Below are 16,386 nucleotides of genomic sequence, written 5' to 3' on the forward strand. Positions count from 1 at the left end.
TTTGCCGACAGCGCCTCCCTTAGGCCGCATTCTTTCCCCCTTTCTTGGCGGGACAAGAAAGGGGCCCCCGGAGGGACCACACCAAAATGCAGGCAGGTCTTTGGTCCAAATCCGCCTTGCCTCTGTATCGTTTTCTGCGTAGCCCCTCCGCAAAAAGGTTTATGCCGCCCCTCATCCGTCAGGGCTTCGCCCTGCCACCTTCCCCCAGGGGAAGGCTTTTTTAGGCGGCGCATCGACCGCTCATTTATGCCTCGGCAGGAGCCTCCACCAGCACGTCCGCTCCCAGGCTCTGGGCCGCGGTCTTGAAGTCCTGGATCAGATCGTCGTAGCCGTAGGCAGTCAGGATATAGTCTCCCAGAGACAGCACAACCACCGTATCCGGGAAGCCGCACATCCAGTGGTGGCTCTGAACCAGAGTCTTATAGCTTTCCGCAAAGCTCTCCCCATTGGCGGCATCCGTCAGCTGCATAGCGGCGGCGCAGAAGGTGTTGGTGTTCATCATGTGCAGCAGCGTGGCCGCTTCGGGTTTGACCTGTTCCACAAGGCTGTCGTCCACCAGAATCTGCGCCTGGAAGCTGTCGCCGTAGGCGCTGATGTCAAAGCTGCCCACATCCTCCGCCCCATGGGCCTCGTCGCCGCCGGCTGCGGGGAACTCTTCCTTCATGGCGGCATGGACAGCCTTCAGCAGTGCCTCGGCACTTTCATAAAAGGCGGTGCCCTTGGTTTCCTCCGTAACGGTTTCTGTAGTGGGCGCAGTAGTGGGCTGGTTGTCGGTCTTGCCGCAGCCCGCCAGAATTCCGGCGCTCAGCACGCCGCAGAGAAGCAGAGAGATAAATTTTTTCATAATTCGTTTTTCCTTTCCGGTGCCTTATCGCACCTGGCAGATGGTGATGATGCCGGTATCCTCGGGTACGGCCTGGATGCACCAGTCCTCTTCCCCCTGCTGAAGCTGCAGGAAGTATCCGTCCGCCCCGGGCAGAAGCATCCAGGTGCAGGTGGTCTTTTCCGTCAGCGTCAGCGCATGCGTTTCCTGTCCGTCCAGCAGAAGGGTGCTGTTTTCATCGGCGGTCAGGGTCAGGCTGCCCTTGGAACCCGGGTCCAGCGTCAGGGGAATCTCCGTTTCCAGAGACAGACGCATGATCTGGACATCGGCGTCCAGGCTGTAGCTGACCGTGCCCCGCAGCACATTCTGCCCGTTTACCGTGACTTTTAACGGTGCCGGGCGGAAAAGAGACAGTCCCAGCACCAGCAGCACACAGGCTGCGGCGGACAGAACCGGCTTCCACATGGGGCGCTTTTTCTTCTGTACCTCGGGCTGGTCCGCTTCTTCAATATAGCGGCTGTCCAGCCCGGTAACGGCTTTGGCAATGGCGCGCTGTTTGTCCATGGTTTCAGGCTCCTTACATGTAATATTCCCGGGACCGCAGATAGTTCCGCAGCCGTTCCCGGCACCGATGCAGGCGGACCTTCACCTGGCCCTCGGTGAGGCCGAGCTTCTCCGCCGTCCGGGCCGTGGATTCACAATAGAAATAACGGCTGACGAAAATCTTCCGGTCCAGAGGCTGCTCTGTCTCCAAAAAGGCGTTCAACGCCCCGGACAGCTCCCGGACATAGGTCCGTTCCTCTGTGGTCCGCGGATCCGGGATACACCCGTCCAGCTCCTCCAGGGACAGCGCGAATTGATCCGCCTGCCGCTTCTGGGCGGCGGCAGCCTCCCGGCGGTTGATGGCAAGATTGCGGATGACCTTGGCAAACCATGCCTTCAGAAGCTTCGGCCTCTGGGGCGGAATGGCGTTCCAGGCCCGGAGCCACAGGTCATTCAGGCACTCCTGACTGTCCTCCTCGCTGCCCAGTATATTCCGGGCCACGCTCTGGCAGTAAGCCCCGTATTTTCGCTGCGCCTCCAGGAGCCCGTCCTGGTTCCGCTGAAAAAACAGCTCGATGATGTCATTGTCGTTCATAAGCGTCCTCACTGATAAAGACAGGAAAGTCTCTTGATGGTTACACGATTGGGAAAAAATTTTTTTGAATTCCTTTCGGAGGAAATACACAGATCGTCATTGAGATCAGTATATCACATCTCCCTCCCAAATGCAAAAAATCCCGTCTCCTTTTCGGGGAGACGGGAAAGGAATTCACCGAACGTACTCGATGACCACGCAGCGGTTGGGTTCCACACCGGTGGAATGGGTGGTGATGTTCTCCATATCCTGCAGGGCGGCATGAATCACATGGCGCTCATAGGCATTCATAGGCTCCAGGGTAGCGCGGCGGCGGGCCTTCAGAACCTGCTGGGCCTTCTTGCGGGCGTAGCGGCGCAGGCTCTCCTCCCGCTTCTGGCGGTAGGACTCAGCGTCTACGTTTACCCGGATGTGACCCTCCACTTCCCGGTTCACGGCATAGTTGCACAGGTGCTGGATGGCGTCCAGGGTATCGCCCCGGCGTCCAATCAGGTAGCCCAGGTCGTCACCGACCAGCTCCACCTGGTAGGCATTGCCCTCTTCCTTCCAGCAGTGGGGGACGGCCTTGGAATCCATGTGCTCCAGCAATCCCTTCAGGAAGGCCTCAATCTTCTCCTCCACGGAGCCGGGTTCCACGGGGGCGTACTCCCTGGGCGCCGCGGGAGTCTTCGGCTCACGGGGTTCTCTGGGCTCCCGGGCGGGCTTGGGCTCTCTGGGCACCTTGGGCCGCTGGGGGCGTTCCGCCTTGGGGGCCTCAGACTTTGCTTCAGGCACAGGCTCAGCCTTGGAAGCCTCTGCCTTGGGTTCCGCGGGCTTCACAGGCTCAGTCCTGGCAGGCGCGGGTCTGGATTCCTCAGGCTTGGCGACAGGGGCAGCGGGTTTTGCCTTCCGGGAAGCAGAGGACAGGGCCACCTTGGGGGCCTCGGGTACGGGGTCCGGAGCCTCATAAGTTACCTGAACCTTGGCAGGCTGGGCACCGAAGCCCAGGAAGCCGCTTTTTGCCTGCTGCAGCACCTGAACGGAAACGCTGTCCCGGTCCAGGCCCAGCTGGGAAAGGGCGGATTCGATAGCCAGATCAATGGTCTTGCCGCTGGCAACAAGAGTCTTTTCCATAGCTTATTCCTCCTCGCTGTTCTGGGCGTAACGGTCAGGATCATAGGCCCGGCCCTTGCAGTAGGGACGGTCCGCAATGCCGGAGAGCGCTTCCTTCTCGGGCTTGTCCTCGGGCAGCTTCCCCTTTCTGGCGGCGTACTCCCGGGCGGCGGCCTCCTTGGCGGCAACTTCCTGGTCACGCTGCTGCTTCTGCAGCCGCTTCTTGCTGGTGTTCTCGGTAATGCCGTCAGGATTCTCGGCCCGGCGCTGGGCGCGGATACGCTCCTTCTCAGCCTCGATCTTATCCTGTTCCATGCGGCGCTTCAGGCGCTCGGCATCCTCGGCATCGTAGATTTTGCGGTAGCGCTTGTTGAGGACCACATCCTCGATGGTACGGACTACGCCGCCCACAAACCAGTACAGAGACAGGGCGCAGGGTACGGTGAAGCCAATCCACAGCATCATCAGAGGCATCATGAACATCATCATCTTGTTGGTCTGCGCGGCCTGGGAATTTTCCACAGCTTCCTTGTCCTGGATGCCGTCCTTGTTGGTAACCAGAGAGTCGTTCTGCTTCTGCATAATCAGCATGGACACGACCTGATAACCGGCGGAGGACAGGGCAATCAGCAGGGAGCCGATATGCGCCCAGTTCCAGGCCCAGGTGGAGGCGAACACATTGAACTGGGGCACCGCGCCCAGGTCAACGCCGATAAAGCCAAAGTTGATGCCGCTCAGAGCCAAATCGCTGATGGCGGGAATCGCCGCCTTGATCTGCTCGGCATACTGCGGGATATACTGGGCCGCGATCATCTGGTGGTAATAGGCGTTGCCGGCAAAAAGCTCCGGGTCAATGCCCTTGATGACCTCAATAATCTGGTTGGCAACATCCAGATTCTCATGGAGCATGTACACGATGGGCTGCCGGACTACGGTATACAGAGGGATCAGCAGCAGCATGGGCACAAAGCTCCACAGGCAGCCGCCGCCCATGGAGACGCCCTCTTCCTTATACAGCTCCTGGATGGCCTGGTTCTGCCGGTTGGGGTCATCGGCGTAGCGACGCTGGATGTCCTGCATTCTGGGGGTCAGACGGGACATCTTCATCATACTCTTCTTGGACTTGGCGGTAATGGGCAGCAGCACCAGCTGCACCAGAATTGCGAAGAGGATCAGAGCCATACCATAGCTGTTCGTCAGCCGGTACAGCAGTTCCATCAGGTAGCCGAAGGGCACCTGAATGATGTCGGCAATTTGGAATGACAGTAACATGGACTTTCCTCCTTATGGAAGTCACGGTACGGGGTCGTAAATATCCCGGTGGGAAAAAGGATGGCATCTGGCCAGGCGTTTGATGGCCAGCCAGCCGCCCTTTACGGCGCCGTATTTTTGAATAGCTTCGTAGGCATAGGCAGAACAGGTGGGGCGATAGCGGCAGCGGGCGGGAAAACAAGGGGAAATGCACTTGGAATAAAAGCGGATCAGCGCCAGTAAAAAACGCTTCACATCTCTTCCTCCTGCCGGAGCAGGCCCGCCTTTCGGGCCAGGCGCAGATAGCTTTCCGTTAACTTCTCAAAGGGGGCATCCACAGAGCGGCTGCGGGCCACCACCACAATATCCCAGCCCGGGGTAAACTGTGCCTCGTGCAGCCGGTATATCTCCCGCAGTCTTCTGCGGGTGCGGTTGCGGACGACGGCATGGCCCAGCTTTTTGCTGACCGTAATGCCCACCCGGTTGCGGCCCAGACGGTTCCGCCGGACATAGAGCACCAGGAACGCATCGGCATAGCCCTGGGTATGGTACAGGCGCTGGAAGATGTGATTGAGTTTCAGGCTGCTGGAAAACTTCATTGTTTTTACTCCTAAAAAGGGAGCGGGGCGAATGTGTCATTCACCCCGCTGTAGCTCCCGTTTCGCTTATGCGCGCGTATTACCTTGTGTTCTACAGGGGCTGCGCATCAGGCGGACAGAACCTTGCGGCCTCTTGCACGACGGCGGGCCAGCACCTTGCGGCCATTGGCGGTAGCCATTCTCTGACGGAAACCGTGGACCTTGGAACGGTGACGGTTGCTGGGCTGATAGGTACGCTTCATTACGGATACACCTCCTGTTTTCTTTCAGAATCATATGCTCGACAGCCGGAAAACCGGCCGCAGCAACACAAACGGACAGACCTTCACGGTCATGCCCGCTCATTATAACCGAAAATAGAAGTCAGGTCAACTGTTTTTTCTGATTTTTCCGATTCCGTTCAGGAAATCGGCAAATTCGGCCCGCGGTAACTGCCATCCAGCTTGCTCAGCACCCGGGCATAGGCCTCCGAGTCCTGCGCATAGGGCGTTGGCTGGAAATTATTGCGGGACTCTATGGAGCTGACACTGCACGGAACGATGGTTCTCTGTCCAAGGCTTGCCCCTCCATCCTCTTCCAGAACGAGCTCCTGCTGAATAATGGCCGTATCATAGTCTCCGGGATAAATATTCCCGCCGAAGCTGAAATTTCCAAGGGAATAAAAGATCACACCGCCATGATACTCTTCAATAGGCTGCAAAACATGGGGATGGCAGCCGTAGACAATATTCGCGCCCGCGTCAATGGCCGCGCGGCCCAATTCCTCCTGTGCCTGTGTCTGACGGAAGGAGTGCTCCACGCCCCAGTGGGGGGCGTAGATAATGATATCCGCGCCCTGCCGCTTCAGCTCCCGAATCCCCGCGGTCACAGTCTCGACGTCCGCACTGCTGTAGACACTGCCATACAGGCCCACCGTCACCCCGTTCTCCAGAGGAATCAGCCGGGATGCATTGGCTTCCACAAAGGGAAGCCCTGCCTCGTCCAGGATCCGTTTGGTTTCGTCGTAGCCGGTTTGCCAGTAGTCCATGGTGTGGTTGTTTGCCAGGGTCACAGCCTCCACGGAGTTTTGGGTCAGGATATTCGCATAAGAGGCCGGCCCACGGAAGGTATACCGTTTCTCGGCGGGATGGCCCTTGTCCCCCAGAACGCCCTCCAAATTTGCCATGGTGAAATCGTCATCTTCAAACCAGGACCGGACATTCCGGAAGGGGTAGTCGTAATCCTCCCCCACGGTTTTCAGGAAACCGTAGCCCGCATAGGCGTTTGCCTGGCTCCCCCCAAAGGTACAGTCCCCCACAAAGGTAAATACCATGCGGAGCTGCGCCGACTGGGACTGCTCCGTAGCCGGAGGCGTCCGGGTCTCCTGTGCCGTAGTCTGGGGCGCGGAAGCAGCGGTTTCCGTCTCCGGAGCAGGCGGCACCGTTTCCGGAAGCTCCCCGCCGCAGCCGGTCAGCAGAATGGCCAGCAGCACCAGCCACGCCAGCTTCCTCATATTTCTTACTCCTGTGCCCGCTTTTTCATCAGGTTCCGCATACGCAGAGCGTGATCCAGCTCCCGCTTGCGGATGCGCAGACTCTTGGGGGTGCATTCCAGCAGCTCGTCGTCTGCCAGGAACTCAATGCACTGCTCCAAAGACATCACTCTGGGGCTGGTAAGCCGCAGAGCCTCATCGGAACCGGCGGCACGCATGTTGGTCAGCTGCTTCTTCTTGCAGACGTTGACGGTCATATCCTCGTTCCGGCTGCAGACACCCACGACCATGCCGGCATAGACAGGCGTGCCCGCACCGATAAACAGGGTGCCACGCTCCTGGGCATTGAACAGGCCGTAAGAGCAGGCCTCGCCGGTCTCAAAGGCAATCAAAGAGCCAACCTGACGGCGCTCGATCTCGCCCTTCATGGGGGCGTAGGAATCCAGCACGGAGGACATAATGCCCTCACCCCGGGTATCCGTCAGGAACTCGTTCCGGTAGCCAAAGAGGCCACGGGAGGGAACCAGGAACTCCAGACGGTAGCGGCTGCCCACAGGGGTCATGCCCAGCAGATCGCCCTTCCGCTTGCCCATTTTCTCAATAACGGCGCCCATGCTCTCCTCGGGAACATCGGCCACCATCCGCTCGATGGGTTCGCAAATCTTGCCGTCAATCTCCTTGGTCAGCACACGGGGGGTGGAGACGGAGAACTCATAGCCCTCCCGGCGCATAGTCTCCATCAGAATGGACAGATGCATTTCGCCGCGGCCAGCCACATTGAAGGCATCGGTGCCCTGCTCGGTGACGTGCAGGGACACGTCCTTCAGCAGTTCCTTTTCCAGCCGGTCCCGCAGGTTCCGGGAGGTGATGAACTTGCCCTCCTTGCCCGCAAAGGGGGAATCATTGACGGCAAAGGTCATTTCAATAGTGGGGTCGGAGATCTTCACAAAAGGCAGGGGCTCCACCACCGCCGGGTCACAAAGGGTACGGCCAATGGTGATGTCCGCCATGCCGGACAGGGCTACAATTTCACCAGCGCTGGCCTGCTGCACGGGAACCTTTGCCAAACCATCAAAGGTATACAGGGCAACAACCTTGCCCTTGGCCTTGTGGTCGGGATCGTGATAGTCGCAGATGGCCACTTCCTGGTTGACCTTGATGGTACCCCGCTCCACACGGCCCACGGCAATACGGCCCACATATTCATTGTAGTCAATGGAGGAGACCAGCAACTGCAGGGGGCCGTTCTCGTCGCCCGTGGGGGGATCGATATATTCGATGATGGTCTCGAACAGCGGCTTCAGGTCGGTGCCCATTTCATCAGGGCTGTAGGAAGCGGTACCCTGACGGCCGGAGCAGAAAATGGTGGGGGAATTGAACTGCTCGTCGGTAGCGTCCAGCTCCAGCAGCAACTCCAGAACTTCGTCCATGACCTCATGAACACGGGCATCGGGCTTATCCACCTTATTTACGGCCACGATAACCTTGTGGCCCAGCTCCAGGGCCTTCTGGAGCACGAAACGGGTCTGGGGCATGGGGCCCTCGGCGGCGTCTACCAGCAGGATAACGCCGTTGACCATTTTCAGAATGCGCTCCACCTCGCCGCCGAAATCGGCGTGGCCCGGGGTATCCACGATGTTGATTTTGTAGTCCTTATAGTGCACGGAGGTGTTCTTTGCCAGAATGGTGATGCCGCGCTCCCGCTCCAGATCGCCGGAGTCCATGACCCGGTCCACAGTGGCCTGGTTTTCCCGGTAAATACCGCCCTGCTTCAGCATTTCGTCAACCAGGGTCGTCTTGCCGTGGTCAACGTGGGCGATAATGGCAATATTTCTGATTTTTTCCTGAGATGCCATAAAAAAGCTCCTTTATATCCATATATCGTATGGAATGTATTGATTCTCAAAATAGAAATATAGCACATATCTCTTCCATATGCAATCATTTTCTTGAGATTCCCCATACAAAAGTTAGGGAATCTCGCTCTTTTCTTTCGTGCATGTTTTCCTGCGGCAACAAATGCCCCCTCTTCGGAGAATGACCGGGCGGTTCCCGTTCCCGTGTCTGCGCAAATGCCCCGATCAAATGCGTCGTGAAATACATTTCCAGAATTTTCTGCGTCGTTTCTCCCGAAAAGTTCTGTTTCTCTGTTGAAATCCGCCGGAAAAAATGGTAATATGTTTTTATTCTAAAAAAGGAGAAGAAACCATGAAGAAAACCAAGCATTCCTTAAATACCTGGGCTTTCCTGGGGATCTATCTCGCAATCCTGGCTGTGTTTGCCGGCGTATACACGCTGTCCCGCCGCCTGGATCAGGCTTCTCAGGTTCCCATTGTCGGAACCTATACTCCCGGCACTTACACCGCCACCGACTATGGCTTTGGCGGCCAAGTAAGCGTCTCCTTGACAGTCGGCCCCAATGGCGGCATTGACGATGTCACACTGGATGCTCCCAGCGAAACCGACACCATCGGCGGCGCGGCACTGCCCGCCCTGCGCAATCAGATTCTCTCTGCCCAGAGCGATGAAATTGACGGCGTGTCAGGCGCGACGCTAACCTCCACCGGCGTCCGCAATGCCGTAACCCAAGCCCTGGCCGCCGCCTCCGGCCAGCAGGTTTCCGCTGCCAATGCCCCCGCCGAGGGTGCGCTGTTCGTTCCCGGCACCTATGAAAAATCCGCCAGAGGCTTCGGCGGCGACTGCACCGTAACACTGACTGTCTCCGACAACGAGATTACAGATGTGATTATTGACGGCAGCAGCGAAACGGAAAACATCGGCTCCTTCGCCGTGACCCTGCTGCAGAAGTCCATTCTGGAGAACCAGACCACTAAGGTGGACGCCATCAGCGGCGCCACTGTCACCAGCAACGCCATTCTGAACGCCGCCAACCAGGCCCTCAATGCAGCAGGCGCGGACCTGAGCAAGCTGCCCGCTGCCGAAACGCCTGAAATCGCCACTGCCGACAAGGCTCAGCAGACCGTTGAGACCGATGTAGTGGTGGTAGGCGCGGGCGGCGCCGGCATGACCGCCGCCATCAACGCCGCCCACGCCGGTAAAAATGTGCTCATTGTGGAGAAGATGCCCTATGCCGGCGGCAACTCCACCAAGGCCACCGGCGGCATGAACGCGGCCGGCACCAAATATCAGGCCCAGATTGAATTCACCAACGCCAAGGGCGTGGAAAACACCCTTGCCACCGCCAAGGAAAAGTGGGCCGGCAACGAGGCCATCACCGCCCTGGCCGAAACGGTTCAGAAGCAGTGGGATGCCTACCAGGCAGACCCCCAGGGCTATTTCGACACCCCGGAGCTCATGGCTCTGGATACCATGATCGGCGGCAAGGGCATCAACGATCCCGCCCTGGTCACGACCTTGACCACCGCCTCCGCCAGCGCCATCGACTGGCTGGATACCATCGGCGCGCCTCTGCCCAAGCTGGCTTTCTCCGGCGGCGCTTCCGTATCCCGCATCCACTCCCCTGCTGACGGCAACGGCGTGGGCGCGTACCTGGTCACTTCCTTCCTGAAGGTACTGGACGACATGCAAATTCCCGTCATGTACAATACCCGGGCCACCTCCATCATCATGGAGGACGGCAAGGCCGTGGGCATTCAGGCGGAGAGCCCCGACACCGTGTATACCATCCGTGCCAAGTCTGTGGTACTGGCCACCGGCGGCTACGGTGCGAATATGGACATGATCACCCAGTATAAACCCAGCCTGGCCGGTTCCGTGACCACCAATGCCCCCGGCGCCACCGGCGACGGCATCGTCATGGCCACCGCGGTAGGCGCTGCCACTCGTGATCTGGACCAGATTCAGCTCCATCCCACTGTAGAGCAGGGCACCTCCATGCTGATTACCGAGGGTGTCCGCGGAGACGGCGCAATTCTGGTCAACCAGCAGGGCCTGCGTTTCGTCAACGAAATGCTGACCCGAGACCAGGTCTCCGCCGCGGAACTCCAGCAGGAGGGCAGCTACGCCTACGTCATCTTCGATCAGCGCCTGCGGGAGGGTCTGAAGGCTTCCGAGAAGTACATCAAGACCGGCATCGTGGAGGAAGCGCCCACCATTGAAGAGCTGGGCGAGAAGCTGGGCATGGACGGCTCCGTGCTGGCCAAGACCTTGTCGGACTGGAACGGCTATGTAGCTGCCCAGAATGACCCGGACTTTGGCCGTGCCACCGCCATGGACCACGACCTGAGCCAGGGCCCCTACTATGCCATCAAGGTTGCCCCGGGCATCCACCACACTATGGGCGGTCTGGTCATTGACACCGAGGCTCATGTGCTGAACGAAAACCGTCAGCCAATTCCGGGCCTGTTCGCAGCCGGTGAGGTCACCGGCGGTGTCCACGGCGGCAATCGTCTGGGCGGCAACGCCGTCAGCGACATTGTGGTCTTCGGCAGAATCGCCGGTACCAACGCGGCAGCCTACTGCGATTGATTCCCAACAGAGGCTGAATCTCACCTTCCGTCAAACCGCATAGGAACGACAAGTTTCGCCGGGAGCCAAGCTCCCGGCGAATTTTTATATCTTGACCTTATTCCGATATTCCACAAGTGTATCCCCCGGATGATGGTCTTGCCATCCGGGGTTGTGGGTTTGCCCCGTGCAAACCGGTCCGCGCATTTTTCCGCGGCCACGCAGAGGATCAGCACTGCCGCTACAATCAACAGGTTGTGGCTATGGAATCGTTCCTTCCCGAAATGCTTTGTTTGCCATACCATACGCATCCGTTCCCGGCACTTCCCCATGAGAAATGTTCATAAAGGTTTCAAAAGGCACCGTTCAGATCCGAACAGTGCCTTCGTATGTCAGTGCTTTGCCAATCCGTATGATCGGAACGGCTGGATATATCGCTCGTGGCTCAGCGGCTGTGGTCGTGCGTAGACGCCGGAGACCAGGCCAAGCATGGCGTAAATGGTGACGGTGGAGGAGCCGCCGTAAGAAATCAGCGGCAGGGTCAGGCCGATAACGGGCATAACGCCGATGCACATGCCTACATTAATCATCAGCTGGAACATCAACGCGGACGCCGCGCCGAAGCAGATCAGCCGCCGCATATACTCGGGACTGCGTATGCCCACCTGAATGCACCGGGCGATGATCAGCAGTTCCAGAATCAGGATGCCGCAGCAGCCGAAAAAGCCCAGTTCCTCGCCTACGGAGGAGAAGATATAGTCTGTGTGCTGGGCAAACAACATGCCGCCCTGCGTACGGTTGCCATGAAACAGGCCCTGGCCCGTCAAACCGCCGCCGGTCAGAGACATCAGGTTGATCTTACTGTGGTACCGGGCGCCCAAACCCTGCTTATCAAAATTGGGATCGATCAGCACCTGTATTCGTTGTCGCTGATATTCACCGATCAACGGCCACACCACAGGGACCATAACGCCAATGGCCGCAATGGCAACGGCAAACCACACAAGGTTCACGCCTCCGGCAAAGGCCATGCCAATAAAGATAAAGACGAAGATCAGAGACACGCCTGCGTCGCCGGACAGCACCATGTTCAATCCCACCAGAATGCCCAGATGCACCACCATGTGCATGACCGAGGGAATCTTGGAAATATCGTTCTGATGGGACGACATGACCGAAGCCATAATCAGAATATACGTGATCTTACAGATCTCAGCAGGCTGAATGGAGATGGGAATTCCGGGGAATTTCAGCCAGCTTCTATTGCCCGTGTTATTATCCGTACCGAAGGGGATCAGCAGCAGCAGCAGAAAAATGTTGAACGCCGTCAGAAGCATTCTGTTCTCCGATATTGTTTCCGCGTCAATGGAGGACACAATCGCAAACATCAGAACGCCCAGCGCAATGGCCGCCAGCTGAATAATAAGATATTTTGTATTGCCTCCGAACTTCTCCGCGCTGGTAGCGCTGGCCATAACCACCAGCCCCACGCCGGAAGTGACCAGGCACAGCGTCAGCAGCACCCAGTCCGCCTTTTTGTTGAAGTCCTTCAGCTCTTCCAGAAAGCGATGCAAAAAACCAACTCCTTTAGGGGGGATTATAGCATTTTTATGCCATAAAGTAAAGAGACGAAGTGTGAATAGTATGTGTCGAAGGGGCGGTCAACCCGGCCGCCCCTTCCAAAAAACTTTTTATTCAGCTGATGCGAACGGCAGCTACCACCAGACGGCCATTGTCCAGAGTATACTCGCATGTGGACAGGCAGATCATCTTGTCGCCGTACTGGGGGGTCAGGCCCGTGTCGTAGAAGCTCAGCTGCTTGCAGGTGGAGACGAACTTGTCAAACTCCTCCTTGTTGGCAGCGTTCTCGAACCGCTGATAGGTAAAGCCCTCGCCCAGGTTGGCAGTGGTCTTGAAAACGGCAAAAATCTTGTAGGTATGGTACTGCACTTCGCCGGTCTCGTGGTTAAAGGTGTCAAAGAAAATCAGACTGTTGTTGTCCCAGGCGGACTTGTCCGTATAAGCCGCCAGGGCCGCAAACATGGAGCCATCCTTCATATGGTGGCCATACATGGTAACATTGTCGCCCGGTGTGAAGACATCGCACTCTTCCCGGACGTAAATGCTTCCTCTGGTGCTGTTATTGCCGTAATAATCCCGGTAAAGGTAGTAGTTGGCATTGTCCACAGAGCTCTGCATAACGGGATAGTCGATCTTCGTACCCTCCATACGCAGCCAGCCCACAAAATCCTTATTGGGATTCTTCTCATAGAAGCCCTTGTAGTCCACATTCAGGGGGTAGGTCTCTTCCGGGGTGGTGTCGTTGGGATCCGGAATAAAATCATCTGTCCCCTCCGGCTGGGTCTCCGGCGGAACTGTCTCCGTAGGTGCCTCTCCGGTAGAAGAAGTCGTATCATTGCGAAGCTTGTCATAGGCGTCCTCAGACTTTTTGCCCTGCCAGAAATAGCTGAACAGATACAACGCGCTGCCCAGCAGCGCCACCGCCAGCACGGAAACAATGGCTATGTAAACGCCTTTTTTCATAGTATTCCCTCCAATTCAGGCAAAAGCCCGTTTTGCAACCGGTTCTTTGCCGAAATGTTACTTTCTGTAATTTATTATAGCCCGGATCCGGTTTTCTGTCAAGCGTTCCGCACCGCCAAAGTATTAACCTTTTCTTAATTATAGGAAAAAATCCCCAGCGTATGGCATCTCATATTCTGAGGCGCTTACAGATTATGTTGCCATGATACCCTGTCCCACCTTGGATGTCAAGCCGTTTTCTCCCTGTCCCCCAAAAACTTTTTCTTGCATTTTCCAAACAGATATGCTATCCTATAGAAGCTGTCTTCTGCCGGTGTGTTGGAATTGGTAGACGAGGTGGACTCAAAATCCATTGGGCTAATCCCCCGTGCGGGTTCGATTCCCGCCACCGGCACCATATTTGCTCCGAAGTGTCATGCTTCGGAGCAATTTTTTATTGTCCGATCGGCTCCGTCCGGTGCGTTTGAGGGTAGCAGGGCAGAATGGCATTTGCTGAAGAAACCTTGCTGCTATAGCAAAATCAAGTATGCATACAATTATATTTGATGCACATCTTCCATTGGTACGATTTTAATTTGAGAAAGCCGGGACAGGAAAACGCCCAGCAAGATTTCAGGTCTTGCCGGGTGTTCATATATAAAAGTATCTAACAAGGAATGTACTACAGTATTAGTATCTTTTTGCTAACGTGTAGGTGTAGTATGTGTCAACAATCAAAAGAACCGCTACGATGCCAATTGTCCACCAAACGCAAGAAAAGCCCTTCGTTAAATCGCTCACTATGACTATAATAATACCTCCTACAATAAATGAAATACCACCAAAGTGTTGGCTTTTCTTCCACGTTGTTTCATTTTTCATACTCCATACTGTTCTCAGTCCTACAACTGAGTTCATTCGTAGTTTGGGCATAATGTTTCCTAATATAATCATTGCAGCTCCAAGCAGTCCAAATAAAAGTTGATTTATATCAAGTGCAATTGAAGATAAATTCTCAATCGATTTGAAATCAGCATATAAAAAATAGGCTGTCATAACGTTAAAAAGCGCAAGAGATACAATTCCAGTCACAATACATACATTTTTGTTATTACTTCCATTTTCTTCTTGCTTCGAGGAAAACTTAGCCATGCCAAGCATAAAATAGCCAAATAAAACTGTAATAACAGGGAAAATCAATGTTTCATATTTGCTGCCCCAACGTGTTACTTGATTATTCATATCATAATGAGCCGGGATTTGCTCTGGCAAGAATTGTAAGGCGATCAGAACAACTACCAATGGTAAATACATAAGACTGTAAAAAACGACCTTTTTCTTTTTCATTGTTGACCTCCACGTAAATTGCTTATCCACATAATTGTTTCATCAAGGATAGATAAGTTTAATTCATAATAAATATAATTTTTATATCGAGTTTCGTAAATTAAGTCAGCCTTTTTTAGTTTTGATAAATGGTACGACAATGCCTGTGGTGTCATGTCCAATGCAGTAGCTAAATCTCCTGAACTGATTTTTCCTTCCTGTAACTTAAGCAGAATTCTTCGACGTGTATCGTCTGCTAAAGCAGCTAACACTTCATTTATAGCCAATCTGTCACGCTCCAATCTATTTCAAATAATCTTTAAATAGATTGTATCACATACGTGTTCTTTCTGCAAGTCTATTTCGTTAATTTTCTGTTTATCCCGAACCGGTTCCTCGAAAATGCGGCGGAGGCCCCCGTCCAGGTCACAGCCGCGGATCTTTGGAATTTTCATCCCCCCGGGGGGCTTCCGGAATCAGTGACAATATGCTACTATCCTGTCAGGAAGTGATTCTCGGAACAAGTGCCTGCACTTGCCGGGATGACTGAAAACAGGAAAGGGAGATAAAAATGAAGAAACGGATATCCTTTCTGCTGGTGCTTGCCATGGTTCTGACCATGGCTGCCTGCGGAAATACTGCCAATGCACCGACGACGGAGGCTTCCTCCGCTGCTGCCGAGACTCTGGGCCTCACCGAAGCGGCCCCGGAGAGCCGGGTTATTACGGACGCCGCAGGTCGGACAGTGGAAATTCCCGCCGAGGTAAATCAGGTTGTCTGCGTTGGTGTCGGCGCGCTGCGCTACACCTGCTATGTGGGCGGCGCTGATCGGGTGATCGGTGTGGAGGACTACGAGACAAAGCCCGGCATGAGCCGTCTGTATAACTACGTCAACTTCGACAAGTTCAAGGATCTGCCTGTGATCGGCACCAACGGCAAACCCTTTGTGGAGGAGATCCTGGGTGTGGATCCTCAGGTCATTGTAATGAGCTCTTACGCAAAGCAGGATGCCGATGAACTGCGTGAAAAGACGGGCATCCCCGTTGTGGTGGTTCCCGGCAGCGATACCACGCTGGACGACAAAGCCTACGAAACCATCCGGATTCTTGGCGAGCTGTACGGGCTGGAAGACCGGGCAGAGACGCTGACCGCTTATCTCAGAGACGTTCAGAAAGATCTGGATGACCGCACGGCATCCATTCCCGAGGAAAGCAAGCCTGCCTGCTATGTGGGCGGTGTTTCCTTCAAGGGACAGCACGGGTTTGAGGGCACCGAAGCCTACTACGGCCCATTTGAGCTGATTCATGCCAAAAATCTGGCAAACACCACCGATCAGACCGGCGCGTTCAACATCGATGTGGAGCAGGTGCTCGCATGGGATCCCGATGTGATTTTTCTGGACTTTAACGGCATGAGCCTCATCAAGGAGGACTACGAAGCGCATCCCGATTTCTACAATGCTCTGACCGCCGTACAGGAGGGCAAGGTTTACTCTCAGATATCCTTCCGCTCCTCCGCCTCCAATCTGGAAACCGCGCTGGCAGACGCTTATTATGCTGCCTGCATTATGTTCCCGGATGCCTTCTCCGATATCGATCCGGTGGAAAAGGCGGGAGAGATTTTCGAAGCCCTGTTGGGTACCAACCCCTATGAAGATTTGAAGGGAGCCGGTTATGAATTCCGTCCGATTACCATCGGAGAATAAGCATGACCTAACGGATTACCGTAAGAATCA

General features: G+C 55.6%; 16 protein-coding genes and 1 tRNA gene. 3 read left to right on the forward strand and 14 right to left on the reverse strand.

Features of this window, described 5'->3' with window-relative positions:
• Positions 1–244 precede the first annotated feature (244 nt).
• The 10 genes from KQI10_RS08620 to typA all read right to left on the reverse strand — a co-directional run bounded on the left by KQI10_RS08620 (position 245) and on the right by typA (position 8,230).
• The gene (locus tag KQI10_RS08620; protein ID WP_216567016.1) at positions 245–844 is read right to left on the reverse strand and encodes a hypothetical protein; all 600 of its coding nucleotides are present in this window, start codon (positions 842–844) and stop codon (positions 245–247) included.
• Positions 845–868: 24 nt separating this feature from the next.
• Positions 869–1,387: a hypothetical protein gene (locus tag KQI10_RS08625; protein WP_216567017.1), complete on the reverse strand. Its 519-nt coding sequence runs from the start codon at positions 1,385–1,387 to the stop codon at positions 869–871.
• 13 nt (positions 1,388–1,400) lie between these two features.
• Positions 1,401–1,961 (reverse strand): RNA polymerase sigma factor, encoded by a 561-nt coding sequence (locus tag KQI10_RS08630; protein WP_216567018.1) that lies wholly within the window; start codon positions 1,959–1,961, stop codon positions 1,401–1,403.
• A 174-nt stretch (positions 1,962–2,135) separates the two neighbouring features.
• On the reverse strand, positions 2,136–3,074 hold the full coding sequence (gene jag, locus KQI10_RS08635) for an RNA-binding cell elongation regulator Jag/EloR (RefSeq protein WP_216567019.1): 939 nt from the start codon (positions 3,072–3,074) through the stop codon (positions 2,136–2,138).
• Positions 3,075–3,077: 3 nt separating this feature from the next.
• Positions 3,078–4,325, reverse strand: coding sequence for a membrane protein insertase YidC (gene yidC / locus KQI10_RS08640; RefSeq protein ID WP_216567020.1), 1,248 nt, complete (start codon positions 4,323–4,325; stop codon positions 3,078–3,080).
• Positions 4,326–4,346: 21 nt separating this feature from the next.
• The gene (yidD, locus tag KQI10_RS08645) at positions 4,347–4,559 is read right to left on the reverse strand and encodes a membrane protein insertion efficiency factor YidD (RefSeq protein ID WP_216567021.1); all 213 of its coding nucleotides are present in this window, start codon (positions 4,557–4,559) and stop codon (positions 4,347–4,349) included.
• Positions 4,556–4,903 (reverse strand): ribonuclease P protein component, encoded by a 348-nt coding sequence (gene rnpA, locus KQI10_RS08650; RefSeq protein ID WP_216567022.1) that lies wholly within the window; start codon positions 4,901–4,903, stop codon positions 4,556–4,558. The genes yidD and rnpA overlap by 4 nt, the downstream gene beginning before the upstream one ends.
• A 107-nt stretch (positions 4,904–5,010) precedes the next feature.
• The gene (gene rpmH / locus KQI10_RS08655; RefSeq protein ID WP_216567023.1) at positions 5,011–5,145 is read right to left on the reverse strand and encodes a 50S ribosomal protein L34; all 135 of its coding nucleotides are present in this window, start codon (positions 5,143–5,145) and stop codon (positions 5,011–5,013) included.
• A gap of 158 nt (positions 5,146–5,303) precedes the next feature.
• Positions 5,304–6,395 carry a CapA family protein gene (locus tag KQI10_RS08660; protein WP_216567024.1) on the reverse strand — a complete coding sequence of 364 codons (1,092 nt, stop codon included), beginning with the start codon at positions 6,393–6,395 and terminating at the stop codon, positions 5,304–5,306.
• Between the two features lie 5 nt (positions 6,396–6,400).
• A complete protein-coding gene (gene typA, locus KQI10_RS08665) occupies positions 6,401–8,230 on the reverse strand; it encodes a translational GTPase TypA (RefSeq protein ID WP_216567025.1) in 1,830 nt (609 codons plus the stop codon).
• A gap of 352 nt (positions 8,231–8,582) precedes the next feature.
• Between typA and KQI10_RS08670 the strand changes: the two genes are divergently transcribed.
• Entirely contained in the window at positions 8,583–10,823 is a 2,241-nt protein-coding gene (locus KQI10_RS08670; RefSeq protein WP_216567026.1) for a flavocytochrome c, read from the forward strand.
• Between the two features lie 371 nt (positions 10,824–11,194).
• On the opposite strand, the gene KQI10_RS08675 is transcribed toward KQI10_RS08670, so the two are convergent.
• Together KQI10_RS08675 and KQI10_RS08680 are read right to left on the reverse strand one after the other, a co-directional pair.
• Complete coding sequence (locus KQI10_RS08675; protein ID WP_216567027.1) at positions 11,195–12,376, reverse strand: FtsW/RodA/SpoVE family cell cycle protein; 1,182 nt, start codon at positions 12,374–12,376, stop codon at positions 11,195–11,197.
• Between the two features lie 121 nt (positions 12,377–12,497).
• A complete protein-coding gene (locus KQI10_RS08680) occupies positions 12,498–13,346 on the reverse strand; it encodes a class B sortase (RefSeq protein ID WP_216567028.1) in 849 nt (282 codons plus the stop codon).
• 309 nt (positions 13,347–13,655) lie between these two features.
• On the opposite strand from KQI10_RS08680, the gene KQI10_RS08685 reads away from it, so the two are divergent.
• A tRNA-Leu gene (locus KQI10_RS08685) sits at positions 13,656–13,743 on the forward strand.
• A gap of 272 nt (positions 13,744–14,015) precedes the next feature.
• Here KQI10_RS08685 and KQI10_RS08690 read toward each other — a convergent pair.
• Together KQI10_RS08690 and KQI10_RS08695 are read right to left on the reverse strand one after the other, a co-directional pair.
• The gene (locus tag KQI10_RS08690) at positions 14,016–14,672 is read right to left on the reverse strand and encodes an SdpI family protein (RefSeq protein ID WP_216567029.1); all 657 of its coding nucleotides are present in this window, start codon (positions 14,670–14,672) and stop codon (positions 14,016–14,018) included.
• Complete coding sequence (locus tag KQI10_RS08695; protein WP_216567030.1) at positions 14,669–14,938, reverse strand: metalloregulator ArsR/SmtB family transcription factor; 270 nt, start codon at positions 14,936–14,938, stop codon at positions 14,669–14,671. Before KQI10_RS08695 ends, KQI10_RS08690 begins: the two co-directional genes overlap by 4 nt.
• Positions 14,939–15,222: 284 nt before the next feature.
• On the opposite strand from KQI10_RS08695, the gene KQI10_RS08700 reads away from it, so the two are divergent.
• Positions 15,223–16,356: an iron ABC transporter substrate-binding protein gene (locus KQI10_RS08700; RefSeq protein WP_216567031.1), complete on the forward strand. Its 1,134-nt coding sequence runs from the start codon at positions 15,223–15,225 to the stop codon at positions 16,354–16,356.
• The last annotated feature ends 30 nt before the right edge of the window (positions 16,357–16,386 follow it).

This window comes from Pseudoflavonifractor sp. MSJ-30, assembly GCF_018918045.1.
Classification (GTDB): Bacteria; Bacillota; Clostridia; order Oscillospirales; family Oscillospiraceae; genus Faecousia.